Source organism: Brevibacillus laterosporus DSM 25 (genome assembly GCF_002706795.1).
GTDB lineage: Bacteria > Bacillota > Bacilli > Brevibacillales > Brevibacillaceae > Brevibacillus_B > Brevibacillus_B laterosporus.
In genome coordinates, this window is the sequence record NZ_CP017705.1 from 4251416 (window position 1) to 4265662 (window position 14247).

At 41.9% G+C, this 14247-nt stretch carries 15 protein-coding genes; all 15 read left to right on the plus strand.

The window, feature by feature from the left end; translation table 11 throughout:
• The first annotated feature begins 173 nt into the window (after nucleotides 1-173).
• The 15 genes from BrL25_RS25855 (at nucleotide 174) to BrL25_RS20440 (ending at nucleotide 14241) form a co-directional block, all read left to right on the plus strand.
• Complete coding sequence (locus BrL25_RS25855; protein WP_236848069.1) at nucleotides 174-1334, plus strand: transcriptional regulator; 1161 nt, start codon at nucleotides 174-176, stop codon at nucleotides 1332-1334.
• A complete protein-coding gene (locus tag BrL25_RS25860; protein ID WP_236848070.1) occupies nucleotides 1309-2904 on the plus strand; it encodes a PTS sugar transporter subunit IIA in 1596 nt (531 codons plus the stop codon). The genes BrL25_RS25855 and BrL25_RS25860 overlap by 26 nt, the downstream gene beginning before the upstream one ends.
• The gene (locus BrL25_RS25285; protein WP_018670121.1) at nucleotides 2892-3062 is read left to right on the plus strand and encodes a hypothetical protein; all 171 of its coding nucleotides are present in this window, start codon (nucleotides 2892-2894) and stop codon (nucleotides 3060-3062) included. The genes BrL25_RS25860 and BrL25_RS25285 overlap by 13 nt, the downstream gene beginning before the upstream one ends.
• Nucleotides 3063-3240: 178 nt before the next feature.
• Nucleotides 3241-4227: a thiamine pyrophosphate-dependent dehydrogenase E1 component subunit alpha gene (locus BrL25_RS20385; RefSeq protein WP_018670120.1), complete on the plus strand. Its 987-nt coding sequence runs from the start codon at nucleotides 3241-3243 to the stop codon at nucleotides 4225-4227.
• Between the two features lie 28 nt (nucleotides 4228-4255).
• Entirely contained in the window at nucleotides 4256-5239 is a 984-nt protein-coding gene (locus BrL25_RS20390; protein ID WP_018670119.1) for an alpha-ketoacid dehydrogenase subunit beta, read from the plus strand.
• A gap of 15 nt (nucleotides 5240-5254) precedes the next feature.
• Nucleotides 5255-6616: a dihydrolipoamide acetyltransferase family protein gene (locus BrL25_RS20395; RefSeq protein ID WP_018670118.1), complete on the plus strand. Its 1362-nt coding sequence runs from the start codon at nucleotides 5255-5257 to the stop codon at nucleotides 6614-6616.
• 11 nt (nucleotides 6617-6627) lie between these two features.
• Entirely contained in the window at nucleotides 6628-8007 is a 1380-nt protein-coding gene (gene lpdA, locus BrL25_RS20400) for a dihydrolipoyl dehydrogenase (RefSeq protein WP_018670117.1), read from the plus strand.
• A 219-nt stretch (nucleotides 8008-8226) separates the two neighbouring features.
• Nucleotides 8227-9195, plus strand: a complete 969-nt coding sequence (locus BrL25_RS20405) for a sugar-binding transcriptional regulator (RefSeq protein WP_018670116.1) — start codon at nucleotides 8227-8229, stop codon at nucleotides 9193-9195.
• 13 nt (nucleotides 9196-9208) lie between these two features.
• Complete coding sequence (locus BrL25_RS25865; protein ID WP_018670115.1) at nucleotides 9209-9532, plus strand: hypothetical protein; 324 nt, start codon at nucleotides 9209-9211, stop codon at nucleotides 9530-9532.
• Nucleotides 9533-9665: 133 nt separating this feature from the next.
• Nucleotides 9666-10169, plus strand: coding sequence for a hypothetical protein (locus BrL25_RS20415; RefSeq protein WP_018670114.1), 504 nt, complete (start codon nucleotides 9666-9668; stop codon nucleotides 10167-10169).
• Nucleotides 10170-10321: 152 nt separating this feature from the next.
• Entirely contained in the window at nucleotides 10322-11152 is an 831-nt protein-coding gene (locus tag BrL25_RS20420) for a heptaprenyl diphosphate synthase component 1 (protein ID WP_018670113.1), read from the plus strand.
• 3 nt (nucleotides 11153-11155) lie between these two features.
• On the plus strand, nucleotides 11156-11875 hold the full coding sequence (locus tag BrL25_RS20425) for a demethylmenaquinone methyltransferase (protein ID WP_018670112.1): 720 nt from the start codon (nucleotides 11156-11158) through the stop codon (nucleotides 11873-11875).
• A gap of 35 nt (nucleotides 11876-11910) precedes the next feature.
• Entirely contained in the window at nucleotides 11911-12780 is an 870-nt protein-coding gene (locus BrL25_RS20430) for a UbiA-like polyprenyltransferase (protein WP_018670111.1), read from the plus strand.
• Entirely contained in the window at nucleotides 12777-13388 is a 612-nt protein-coding gene (locus BrL25_RS20435) for a UbiX family flavin prenyltransferase (protein WP_018670110.1), read from the plus strand. The genes BrL25_RS20430 and BrL25_RS20435 overlap by 4 nt, the downstream gene beginning before the upstream one ends.
• Nucleotides 13381-14241 (plus strand): menaquinone biosynthesis protein, encoded by an 861-nt coding sequence (locus BrL25_RS20440; RefSeq protein WP_018670109.1) that lies wholly within the window; start codon nucleotides 13381-13383, stop codon nucleotides 14239-14241. The genes BrL25_RS20435 and BrL25_RS20440 overlap by 8 nt, the downstream gene beginning before the upstream one ends.
• Nucleotides 14242-14247 lie beyond the last annotated feature (6 nt).

Below are 14247 nucleotides of genomic sequence, written 5' to 3' on the forward strand. Positions count from 1 at the left end.
GGAGAGCATGTATCTCCTGGTTCGTCTACGTTTGTATCGCACTTTTGTGCTTATGAAGAACAATTTCTACCACTGGTATATAATGAGTGGTCGGTATGTAGAAGACTCAGGGATTGAAAGAAATTGTGAGTAGTTATCAGGGATTCTGCTAAAAAGGGAAGGAATGGTGGCAAATGAAGACACAGCTACTGCGGATTGTACAGGAGGAAGATCCCAAAAATCCGCTGACTGACGAAGAGATTGCCGCAAAATTAGGAATTAGGAGAGATAAATGTACGTTATTGCGCCAACAGTTTCATATCCCTGATTCCCGTAAAAGACGGTTACCATTGCTGACAGCAGAAATGAACCGGATTCTAAAGGAGCATTCACAGATATCAGATCGCAAACTAACAGGAGAGCTACGCAAAATAGGGTTTGAAATATCAAAATTTACTGTGATGAATTTGCGGAAAGAACAGCAAGAAAATTGGCTAGAGATGTCTTTGACCACAGAAACACTTGTTTCTCAAAACAAGGAACAGTCAGCACAACGAAGACTACGGCAGTTTGCTGATTTGATCGAGAGTGATGGTTTCTTATTGCCATTTGTACAGCAGGTGAAGGCAGTCATTTTATACCCATATCAAAAGCTACCAATTTTATTTCAGGGAGAAAAGGGCACAGGTAAGCGAGCTATTGCAGAAGCAGCCTTTTCCTTTGCGAAACAAGAGAAACAACTTACATCAGAAGCTATCTTTATAGAGATAGATATACGAGAGATACCGGAAGGGCCGTTATTTGAGCAACGGATTCACGATACACTTTGTAGCTATAAAGGTGTAGGTGGTGCACTGTATATTCGGGAAATTCAGCTTTTATCCCTGAAGTCTATAGAAGGGGTGCTCAAGCGTGTACGAGAGATGGACTCACCCATATTCGTTTTCGCGTCAAGCACGAATACAGCAGGCTGGGATAATACTGACTTCATGCATCGCTTGTTTCCCATTCAGATCCACTTACCAGCCTTAGCATCATGGCCGAAAGAGTCACAGCTCCGTTTTCTTGAGGATATGATTCAACAGCAAGCACAACAAGCTGGTTGTCCGATTCGTATGGATAAATGCGGAGAAAGTAAAAAACTGATGAATGGGTATACGGCTAACATTACGCAGTTACGAGCAGAAATCCGCGCTTTTGTTTGCAATGAATTAATAGATTGGTTATTTGAAACCATTTCTACTCCGCAAAGTGATGAAAGAACGAAACAAAGCTCTCCGACGGCTGTAGCGCCTGACTCAATCTATCATTGGCTACAGTTTTGCACAAATGAATCAACAAGGGGTTCAGCCTGAACTAATTCGACTCCAATTGCAACATGAATGCCGAGAACGATTGAGAGATGACAGTGGAAAACGTAAGTCAGATGCAGAGCGTGCTCGCAGTCTAAGTATTTTTGTCGGAGAAAAGGTCATGCAAATGGTAGAGCAAATGCTATGGATTGCAGAGAGGCACCTTGTGCTCGATCATGAAAAGCTATTAATGGCTCTTGCTTTGCATGTGAAAGGGATGTTAGAACGTTATCAGGTTACAGAGCCAAATCAGATTTATCATGGGGATCGAAAAAGCGAGGCAACTACTACTTACTTGTCAATGGAATGGATTGTTGCCGAAGAGATGGCAGAGGTAATAAAAAGCACTTGGGGAATTAGCATTACGAAGGCAGAAACAGAAATGCTGGCTCGATATGTGAAGCATTGCACCCTTATTGAAAAAAATTCACCAACTGTCGGTATGGTTTTGGTTTCATACGGTAGTATTGCTGAGAGTATGGCAGAACAACTACATTCTTTATTTGGGCAACATCATATTCAAGCAGTTAGTCTCTCTGTAGATGATTCGGAGGAGCGTTTTTTGTCTAAAGTTAGCTCTGCTATTAAACGGGCAGACCATGGTATGGGAGTTGTCGTCTTGGCAGATGCTGGACGGATGGTAGGTAGTGAAGAGATTTGGCGGGAACATGTTCAGGTAGAAACGTTAATATTTGCACCTCTGAGCTTGCCATTTGCTATGGAGGTTATGCGTCGCTGCTTGTACGCACCAAAGTCATTGTCTCATGTGGCACAGGAAATTGTTCAATGGCGTATGCCAGTTTCCCCTTTTTTAGATGAGTGGAAAATAGCCAAGCCCAAAGCATTGATGTTGGTTTGTTTGACTGGGGAAGGGGCAGCACGTCAACTCGGACAAATTGTGAGCGAGCATGTGGGAGATCGTGGTGGGGATCTACATTATTTGTTTGCAAATACTCATACGGTACGCTCCTCCTATACAAAGTGGAAAGAGGAATATCATATTTTAGCGGTTGTAGGCACGATTGATCCATTGGTAGATGGGCTACCCTTTATCTCCTTACAGAATTTAATTGAGGGAAGTGGATTTTCGTTTTTAGATCGCTTATTAATGGTGGGTGATTGGACGGGTGGACAAGCAGATAGTGATCAACGGACACCATTACACATGCAGGATTTATTTGTGACGGATCTTATTTTTTCAGATTGCAACATTTCTAATAAAAAAGAAGCAATTCTTTTTCTTGCTCACAAGCTAGTAGAAAAAGGCTACGTAAAACCCGAATTCGTACAGAAGGTGTGGGAACGCGAAAAGCTTGGGACAACATCACTCGCAGGTGGTATCGCGATCCCGCATGCAGAGCCTGCTCAGACTATCAAGCCTGCCGTTGCCATTATGCAATTGGCTCATCCTCTGGAGTGGGGACCGGGTATTCAGGTAGACTGGGTAATCATGTTGGCAGTTAATGATACATGCCAATTTGCTGTGGAAGAATTAATGGAAGCATTGGAAGAACCAGCGAATATCCAGAAGATTACAACCAGAGGTGGGGAGGAAGAGAAATGGAATCAATGAAAAGAGTAACTCCTGGCACAAAAATATATAAATTGTTTGAACACGATAAATTTGTATGCGAGGGCACGGAAGAAGTTTTTCTCATTCCCATTGAAAAATTAACCAAAGAGGAATTTAAAAAACGCTTGGAAGAAAATCCAAAGTTGTTAGAAGAATAAAAAGATAAGAAAACCATTGAGATAATGGTTGACGGATATAAAAAAAGAGGTAAAATAAAGATGTAGAACAAATGTAACTTATCAGAACAAATGTAAAAAAGGGCCTCGGGCCGAATGCTTCCCTGTGTGGAGGTGTTCGGCCTTTTGTCTTTTTCTAAAGAGCAAAGGAGGGTACAACATGACTACTGCTTGGCAATTGCCTGAGATGATTACGGAGCAAAAGTTGGTTGAATTACTACATCAAATGTGGGTGATCCGCTTTTTTGATGAGAAGGTGGATGAATTTTTTGCAAAAGGGTTAATTCACGGAACTACCCATCTATGTGTTGGACAAGAAGCAACAGCGGCAGGTGCAATCGCTGTGCTTCAACCAGAGGATAAAATTACAAGTACGCACCGCGGTCATGGACACTGCATTGCCAAAGGTGCTGATGTTAATAAAATGATGGCTGAATTATTTGGACGTGAAACGGGATATTGCAAAGGAAAAGGCGGATCGATGCATATCGCGGATGTAGATAAAGGGAATTTGGGAGCGAATGGTATTGTCGGTGGTGGTATTCCTATTGCAGTTGGAGCGGCGCTTACCTCACAAATGAGGAAGTTAGGCTATGTTACAATCAGCTTTTTTGGCGATGGAGCGAGTAATGAAGGTAGCTTTCATGAGTCAGTTAATATGGCTTCCATTTGGAAATTACCCGTTATCTTCTTCTGTGAAAATAATCAATATGGAATGTCTGGTCCTGTAACGGAGATGGTGAATATCGAACATATTGCGGAACGGTCAAAAGCATATGGTATTCCTGGAGTCGTAGTAGATGGAAATGATCTTTTCGCAGTCATGAATGCTGTAGCTGAAGCGGCAGAACGAGCTCGGCGTGGCGAAGGGCCTACTTTAATTGAAGCCAAAACATATCGATACAAAGGTCATTCAAAGAGCGATGCGAAAAAATATCGGACACGCGAAGAAGAGATGGATTGGAGAAAAAATCGCGATTGTATTAAGAAATTACAAGAAGTATTGATAGAGAAAGGCTTACTTACACAAGAACAAGCGAAAGAAATCGAACAACAGGCAAAGAAAGAGATAGAAGAAGCAGTGGTGTTTGCTGAAGAAAGCCCAATGCCTTCACTAGAAACGTTGGAAGAAGATGTCTACGCATAACGGATAAACAAAGAAGGAAGGGAACCACATGAGAGAGATTACGTATTTGGAAGCAGTCCGCGAAGCGATGAGTCAGGAGATGCGTGTCAATCCAGATGTTTTTTTGATGGGGGAAGACATCGGAGTATATGGGGGAGCGTTTGGGGTGTCGCGTGGGATGATTGAAGAATTTGGGCCAGAGCGAATTCGCAACACTCCGATTTCCGAAGCAGCGATTGCAGGAGCAGCTGTTGGAGCAGCTATGACTGGCATGCGACCAATCATGGAACTGCAATTCTCTGATTTTGTAACCATTGCAATGGATCAGCTGGTTAATCAGGCAGCGAAAAATCGCTACATGTTTGGTGGTAAGGGGAAGGTGCCAATGGTCGTACGTACACCATCTGGTTCGGGAACGGGTGCCGCGGCACAGCATACGCAAAGTCTAGAAGCATGGATGGCCCACATTCCAGGGTTAAAAGTTGTCCAGCCCTCAACTGCTTATGATGTAAAGGGTTTATTAAAAGCAGCAATTGATGATAATAACCCGGTTATTTTTTATGAACACAAGCTTCTATATAAAATATCGGGGGATGTACCAGAAGAATCGTACAGTATTCCACTTGGTGTGGCTGATGTGAAACGAGAAGGAACGGACGTAACAATCGTAGCCACTGCCATTATGGTACACAAAGCGTTAGAAGCCGCCGCAGAATTAGAGAAGGAAGGCATCTCTGTTGAAGTCATCGATCCACGTACATTAGTACCTTTGGATACCGACACCATTATTCGATCAGTGAAGAAAACAGGGAAGCTGATTGTGGTGCATGAAGCAGTTAAGTTTGGCGGATTCGGAGGAGAGATTGCAAGTATGATCGCAGAGAGTGAAGCATTTGACTATTTAGATGCTCCTATCAGACGTCTGGGTGGTAAATGGATACCTATGCCTTATAATCCAGTTCTAGAAAAAGCGGCAATCCCGCAAGTGCCTGATATTATACAAGCAGTAAAAGACACAGTGGCACATCGTTAGGAGGGGGAGAGGAACATGGCAACGGGAATCTTCATGCCTAAACTTAGTATGACAATGGAGACGGGAACCATTTTGCAATGGTTTAAAAAAGAGGGAGATCTGGTAGAAGAGGGTGATCTGCTACTAGAGGTAATGACAGACAAAATTAACATTGAAGTAGAGGCTTATGCAACGGGTAGGTTATTAAAAATTTATGATGATGTGAACGCGGTTGTACCTGTACAAAAAATCATCGGCTATATTGGAGAACAGGGAGAAAAAGTCCCAGAGACACCACCAGCTATAGAGGGAGAAGAAACTCCTTCTGGTGTAAGTAAAGCTGGCGACGAGACCGTAGCTAGAGTAGATGATTTCGACTCTGGAGAGGAAGCGGATAAAGTGCGTGCTACACCGGCAGCTCGACGCCTATCCAGAGAAAACGATGTCGCCCTACACGAGATTGAAGGTCGTGGGGCAAATGGCCGCATTCATGCAGAAGATGTAGAAGCACATGTTAAAGAAAATCAAGGTCGAAGGGCAACTCCTCTCGCGAAAAAAATTGCATCGAACTCAGGTGTTCAACTAGACACGATTCAGGGATCGGGAGCAAATGGGAAAATTACTAAAAATGATGTCCTAAAAGCAACGCCTACTGGTTTACAAACAACTATAAACCATGGTGAAACAAACGGTACACAAACAACCGTCGAGCCAACACGTGTAAAATTGGAGGGCATGCGTAAAGTTATCTCTGAACGAATGGTCAAAAGTGTTACCACAGCTCCACATGTCACACTAGTAACAGAAGTAGATATGAGTAATGCAATCAAACTTCGTAAAAGCTTACTCCCGTTGATTGAGAGTCAGACGGGATATCGGTTGTCTTATACAGAGATCATTATGAAAGCGGTTGCGATGGCATTACGGCAACATCCAAACATGAACGCTTCCATTGAAGGTGACTATATTGTCTATAAACAGGAAGTGAACACCGGTCTTGCTGTTTCAGTACCAAACGGTCTGATGGTGCCAGTTGTCAAACATGCAGATCAGAAAGGCTTGGCGACATTAACAGCAGAGTGTAAAGAGCTAGGACGATTAGCTAGAGAAAGCAGATTGATGCCTGATCAGATGCAGGGTGGGTCATTTACGATTAGCAACCTTGGAATGTACGACATTGATGCCTTTACACCGATCATTAATCAGCCAGAGATCGCCATTTTGGGGGTTGGCCGTATTACTGAGAAAGCAGTTGGTATTAATGGGGAGCTGAAACTTCGTCCGTTGATGACTTTGAGCCTCTCTTTTGACCATCGAATCGTGGATGGAGCACCAGCAGCGGAATTCCTACAAAGCATAAAACGTTCTCTTGAAGAACCATATCAGCTACTAGTCTAGGAGGAACAGCTATGAATACCTACGATATCATTGTCATCGGAGGAGGGCCGGGCGGATATGTAGCAGCCATTCGCGCGTCAAAAGAAGGCAAGAAGGTGGCACTTGTGGAGCAGGGGCATCTAGGAGGAACCTGCTTGAACCGAGGATGCATTCCATCCAAAGCATTACTAAAGCATGCTGAAATTATTCATGCCATTAGGGATGCTTCCAAATACGGGGTTGAGGTAGGAGAAATGACGCTCTCCTTGCCAAAAATGATGCAGAGAAAAAATCAGGTTATCAATCAGCTTCGTGGGGGAATCGCTCATCTATTACGAACCGGAAAAATCGATGTATACCAAGGTAAGGGTGAGATTCAACCAGATAAAACCGTGGTAATTACGGGTGATAAACCAGAGAGTATCAAAGCGAGGTCAATTATTATTGCGACGGGCTCCTCTCCGACTGTACCTCCAATTGAGGGCTTAGATCAGGTACTTTATCACACAAGCGATACCATTTTTGATATAGAGGAAATTCCTGCGTCACTTGCAATTGTTGGCGGTGGTGTCATTGGTGTAGAGTTTGCCAGCATCTTTGAGAGTTTGGGAACAAAAGTAACAATCATTGAAATGGCAGATCGCATTTTGGCTACAGAGGATGAAATGGCTTCCCAGTTATTAACCAAACATTTGCGCAAAATTGGGGTTACGATTATAACGAAAGCAAAGGTAACAGCGGTTAAAGCCCATGACTCGCAAAAACAGCTTATTATCTATAATGAAGCTGGAGCAAAGCAGGATGTTGTAGCAGACCAGATTTTAGTAGCGATTGGGCGTCGACCAAATTTGTCGGCTTCTGCTAATCTGTCACTTGATACGGAGGGTCCATTTATTAAAGTAAATACTCGTATGGAAACGAGTGTTCCAGATATATATGCAGTAGGTGACGTAATTGGTAATTGGCAGCTGGCTCATGTAGCAAGTGCAGAAGGAATTGTAGCTGCCATGAATGCGACGGGTCAAGCTAGAGACATGGATTACCGTAGCGTACCTCGATGCATGTACACCTATCCTGAGATAGCAAGTGTAGGGCTAAGCGAACGTGAAGCAATAGAAAAAGGTTTTCAGGTAAAAACGTCTGTTTACCAACTTGCGGTAAACGGCAAGGCCTTAGCAAGCGACCATACAGAGGGATTTGTAAAACTGATTGCAGATGAGGTCTATGGGGAAATACTGGGAGCTGTGATGGTTGGGCCGCATGTTACCGAGATGATTTCACAAATCTCTGCCTATATGCAGTTGGAAGGTACGGTTGAAGAAATGGCAAATTTGATTTTTCCACATCCAACTGTATCGGAAACATTACTTGAAGCAGCAAGTGACTGGCTAGGTAAAGGTATACATTCGTAAGAACTTGATATTTGTAGATTAGCGTTTAGTCTCTTACATGGGACACAACGTACAAAAGAAGAACTGGGGACGCCCTTCCTCAGTTCTTTTTTGCTCCTTATCTCTTGGAGTGATTTTTTCAGCGATTCATTTGGGATAGGAATTTGTTTTCTATTTAGCGCTACTATGAGTTTACGTTTATAATAGAGGAAGGAAGATAGATGTAAGAGAGGTGAGACAATGGATTGGGCTGAAAAAAGGGAACTCGTACGCGTCGCTAAACTATATTATTTTCAAGGACTAACACAAGCAGAAATCTCTAAAAAGATCGGGGTTTCCCGCCCTGTTATATCCAAACTCCTACAAAAAGCAAAAGATGCTGGAATTGTAGAGATCATTATTAAAGATGAAACTGTAAACGTAGTGGAGATTGAACAAAAGCTAGAAGAGATGTTCTCTTTAGATGAGGCAATTGTTGTTCCTGTGAACGGAATTGAGAATCAGGAATTAATAAAGCAACTAGTAGCTAAGGAAGCAGCCATGCACCTATCTAAATTAGCTAAAAATGTCAAGAGTATCGGATTATCATGGGGGACCACCCTGTATCATATGGTAAATGAGTACCCATACGAAAGAAATCCAGAAATGATGGTATACCCTCTTGTTGGGGGAACGGGACGCAAATACGTGGAAATCCATTCTAATCAATTAGCCTATGAACTCTCAAAACGAATGGGGGCAAACTGTGAGTTTTTGTATGCGCCAGCGTTGGTAGAAACAGTGGAACTAAAAGAACAGATACTGCAATCGGAATCTATTCACGTTTTACTAGATCAAATTCGTAAGGTAGAGATTGCGTTGTTAGGAATCGGCTTTTTAGAAGAATCAACATTGTTTAACATGGGATATTTGAAAGAAGATGAAATGGAAGAGTTAAAACAAAATCATGCCGTGGGAGATATAGGTTCCCGCTTTATAGACAGAGATGGTAAGCAGATTAATATACCATTGAACAATCGTGTTATTGGTATTGACTTACCAGACCTGTTTCAGATTCCAACCGTAATTGCGGTAGCGACTGGTTTAGCAAAGGTGACAGCAATTACGGCTGCCCTACGTGGTGGTTATTTCCATAAATTATTTATAGATGAGCGCACAGCCAGAGAATTACTTGCTAGAAATGATGAGAAAGGCAAGATTGAGGAGTAAGGAGGGAACGGGTTTGGAAGAGACAGTGATTGAAACGGAACTCTACTGTATAACTTGTCTTGGTCAAGCACCTCACACTGTCACGTATGTACATGATATCTTATATATGGTCAAATGTGAGCAATGTGGAAAAGAGAGCGTCATGGAACCAGATTTATTGAAAGAAATTTATACGCAGTATGTTGATCGAATTATTTCGAAGCCACAACGGATTACTCAGGAATTCAGAGAAGATTTGAGCCATTTTATCTCGACCATGCCCTACCGTGTCATCAGTAAGCCATTTCGTACTTATAGGGAGCTAAAGGGTATTTTTCGCTATAGAAAAAAGGTATAACGATTCGTCGGAGATAGACAAGTAGAAAAATATTTCTTTATTCCTTTCGAAGGGTTATATCAGCATTTTTCTCCTTGGCAGGCATAGCCTGCTTTTTTCTTATGTAGAATGGAGAAGAAGGAGGAATGCAGAAATGCCACGACGATTTTTATTCGCGATGATGATTTCAGTAGGATTATCTCTGTTGTTGTCAGTTTTGCCGGTTTTTACGAAAAAAGGACCCATAACGGATGTACCTACCTTTCAGGAAATTCCTAAACTCACGGTAAGTTCACACAATCTTGTGGATTTATTTACTTTACTGGAAACTCATTATAAGATAAGTCATGTAGAGTGGGACCAACCTGCTATCATGCTCACGTTGACCTTACCTGAAGACCACAAGAAAGTAAATGACCTCATGTTTCATGATGCCTATTCAATTGTGTATGTTCTGATGAACAAAACGACGAATGTTAAGCATGTCACCCTTCAATTCGCTAGACCTAATGAACCAAATACAAAGAGTTCAGTTTTGCTTCTAATCGAAGTTGATCGAACGCAAATCGGACAAGAAGATAAATGGAAAAGCCCAACTGAACTGGTCGATGTAAAGCAGTATGTAAAACAGCATTTTTTTGTAAAAGAAGCCACCTGATTACAGCAGAAAATTATTCCTTCCTTTAAAAGTGTGATATACTGTATGGCGATGGATTACTGCGTACCATTTTTTGTGTTCAAAAACATTACATTCTTTGTAAAAAATGGGGACAGTGATGGGGCTTCAACGCTTTAGATGGAGGAGGCATAATGGGCACAGATCGAAATGCATATTCACAGGAATTAAAAGCTATCATCGAAGAAATTCAAGGTCGAATACAACAAACATATATTCAACAATATGTGGATGTCCCAGCCATGGCTGAAAATCGACTCGCTCTCTTATTCTTCTTTTTACATGAGAACGGCTTCACCAAAGAACGAGCTCATCTGCTCTCGGTAGCGACTGGGTTAGTACAATTAGGCATTGATACACATGAAACAGTACGGAATCATTATGAAAAAACTCTGGTTTCCGAACGTAATAGACAGTTGACTGTTCTAGCGGGGGATTATTACAGTAGTCTTTATTATAATATGCTCGCAGACGCTAATGAAATTGAAGCTATCCAGATTTTGTCTGTCGGTAACCAACTTGCTCACGAAATGAAAATGAAGCTATATATTGCTCAAAAAGACAATAAATTAACACAGGAGACGTATCTTAGCTTGCGCAAAAAGATTGATACGGCTCTTTATGTAGCTTTTGTAGACAAATATGCAACAAGTGACTCTGTACGCGAATTTTGGACTAGCTTGTTTGAACAGACCTCAGCTTTTGAACAACTGATCGGGGAATGGGAGCAGTTACAGTGGCAAGAGCAAGCACCTAGTGGTTTGACGCAATTTTTGCTACAGAAACCAGGTTCTACAATCACCAATGTGGTAGAAATGATTGAAGGGAAAGTCATGGAGTTATTGCATATCTGTGAGCAATTGATCGTTACATTAAAATCGGGCGAAACACAAAGCGAGTTAGCGTGGGTGACTTCTCGCTATACGAATCGAGTACAACGGTTAAAGCGGGCAGAGGAGATGTAGGCTTTGAACACACATGAACAACCATCGAAAGCGGAATATGTACATTCCGTTTTTGAAAGCATCGCGGATGAATATGATCGTATGAATAATGTCATCAGTTTTGGTAGCCATGCATCATGGCGTAAGTATACGATGAACCAAATGCAAGTGAAGCCAGGTGATACTTGCCTGGATGTTGCTTGTGGGACTTGCGATTGGACAATAAGCTTGGCCAAAACAGTAGGTCCTAATGGGAAAGTGGTTGGGCTTGATTTCAGCCAAAATATGTTGAATGTAGGAGCGTACAAGGTTGAAAAGGAAGGGCTAAGCCAGGTGCAATTAGTTAATGCCGATGCGATGAAAATGCCCTTTGAAGATAATACATTTGATTTTGTTACGATTGGGTTTGCTTTACGTAACGTGCCAGATGTACAAACGGTGCTCAACGAAATGACGCGCGTGGTAAAGCCAGGGGGCAAGGTTGTGTCTTTAGAAGTATCAAAGCCACCATTTATGCCATATCGTCAGCTATTTTATCTCTATTTCTATAAAATGCTACCAATTATTGCTAAAATGGTAGTGAATAAGTATGAAGAATACGCTTGGTTACCTCAGTCCCTCACGAATTTCCCTGATAGTAAAGAACTGGCTGAGATGTTTAAAAGAGCGGGGCTTGATCATGTACAGGTAAAATTGTTTATGGGTGGTGTATCTGCCCTGCATATCGGTACAAAAAATGCATAGCTTATCCGCAAAATAGAATGGAAGTGCAAGTCAAAATGGTGTTTAGTAAAGTGAAAATCATTCTCGAAATGATTAAATTTGAACATAGTATTTTTGCGCTGCCTTTTGCTTTTATTGGGGCAGTACTAGGAAATATAATTATAGAAGGTACATGGCCTACCTGGGGGGAGATCTTCTGGGTTACGATAGCGATGGTAGCGGCAAGAAGCGCAGCTATGTCACTAAATCGTTTGATTGACCGTGTCATTGATGCCAAAAATCCACGAACAGCGAAGCGTGCTATTCCGGCAGGTCTGTTATCTGTTGCTGAAGTCCTTGTTTTTATCATTGTTTCTTTCTTGGTTCTATTCGTTGCTGCATCGCAATTAAATCCTTTAGCGGTTAAGCTTTTACCACTTGCGGTCTTTGTATTAGTCTTATATTCCTATTGCAAACGTTTTACATGGCTTTGCCATTTTATCTTAGGCGTAGCGCTTGGATTTGGACCATTGGGTGGTTGGATTGCAACCACAGGTCAAGTAAATGGGACTGCGATGCTACTGTTCTTTACAGTAATGATCTGGACAGCTGGTTTTGATATTATCTATGCTTGTCAGGATACAGAGTTTGATGTCAAGGAAGGGCTGTACTCCATCCCTAGTCGGTTCGGAATTAAGAATGCACTAATAATTGCTCGCTTTTGTCATTTATTGACCATTCTTGGTCTCCTACTGATGTATATGACGACTAACCTATCCGTATGGTTTCTCATAGGGATTATTGCTGGGGCAGCGATTTTATTCTATGAACACAGTCAAGTTAAACATAATGACCTGTCTAAAATTGAAATTGCTTTCTTTGCAATGAATGGAATTTTTAGCGTAGTCATTTGTTGCTTCACTGTTCTGGATCTGGTGATTCTATGAAAAAGATGAAGCTAGGCGTAGGCATAACAGGAGCAAGTGGTGCCAAATATGGGATTCGACTAGTTGAAGAATTGCTGAGAGCTGGGCATACGGTTCATTTGATGATAACAGAAGCTGGTTGGCAGGTCTTTCATGATGAATTGGATTTTGCACCTACTGTAGATGAACGTGAGACGTTTTTATTGGAGTATTTTGAGAAATATTCCGAAGGTGAGCTACATTATTGGACGTTACGAGATTTTAATTGTCCAATGGCGAGTGGTTCTTACAAAAGCGATGGGATGATCATTGTTCCATGTTCGATGGGGACGCTCTCTGGTATTGCTCACGGGGCTTCTGGCAATTTATTAGAACGTTGTGCAGATGTAATGATTAAAGAGGGACGTAAGCTGGTGCTGGTCCCGCGTGAAACACCCTTTAACGCGCTGCATCTAGAAAATATGCTGAAACTAAGCCGTATCGGGGTAAAGATTCTCCCTGCGATGCCTGGTTTCTATCAACGCCCGCAAACACTTGATGACCTAGTGAATTTCGTGGTTGGCAAAGCACTTGACCAGCTTGATGTAGAAAATCATTTGTTTACGAGATGGGGAGAGGGCCATGAGTAAAACACAACTACAGGTCGGACAGATCTTATATACAAATACGCTTCCTGTCTATTTTTATGTAAATTTAGACCGCTTTTTGGGGAAAGCTGATTTTATCCAGCAATATCCTGCACAATTAAATAGAGCAATGGCGGAGGGAATCATCGACGTAGGTCCTATATCTTCCTTCAGTTACGCTGAACATGTAGATGAATATGTATTGATGCCAGATGTATGTGTTGGTGCTAAAGGTCCTGTAGGTTCTATTTTCTTATTTAGTAAACGCCCGATTGATCAACTGGATCGAGCACATATTGCGTTAACGAATACCTCTGCTACGTCTGTCAATTTGCTACGAGTTATATTGGAAAAATTTAAGGGGATGACTCCCGAATATACCACGATGCGTCCTGATATCAAGGTGATGATGCAAGAATACGATGCTTCCTTGTTAATTGGAGATGAAGCGATTCTAGCTCGTCAGCAGGATTTGGGATATTATGTGTATGATTTAGGGCAGCTTTGGTATGAGCATACAGGGTACCCTATGACGTTTGCTGTATGGGCCATTCGTAGAGAAGCTGTTGAAACACATGCTAAATTGTTACATCAACTTCATGAAGAATTTGTTCATAGCAAGAACAAGAGTCATGCCGATTGTAGTGAAATAGTTCAGTACGCTCATAAGCATTTTGGTGGTGATGTAACTTTCTGGGAAGGTTATTTTACTGGATTAATTCATGATTTTACACAGGAACAAATAATAGGATTGGAACATTACTATGCTTGCACGGCTGATCTTGGTCTATTGCCCAAGCCGGTGAAGGTAGCATTTTGGGCAACAGACAACATTACTACTATGTCAACGAGTTAGGTGGAT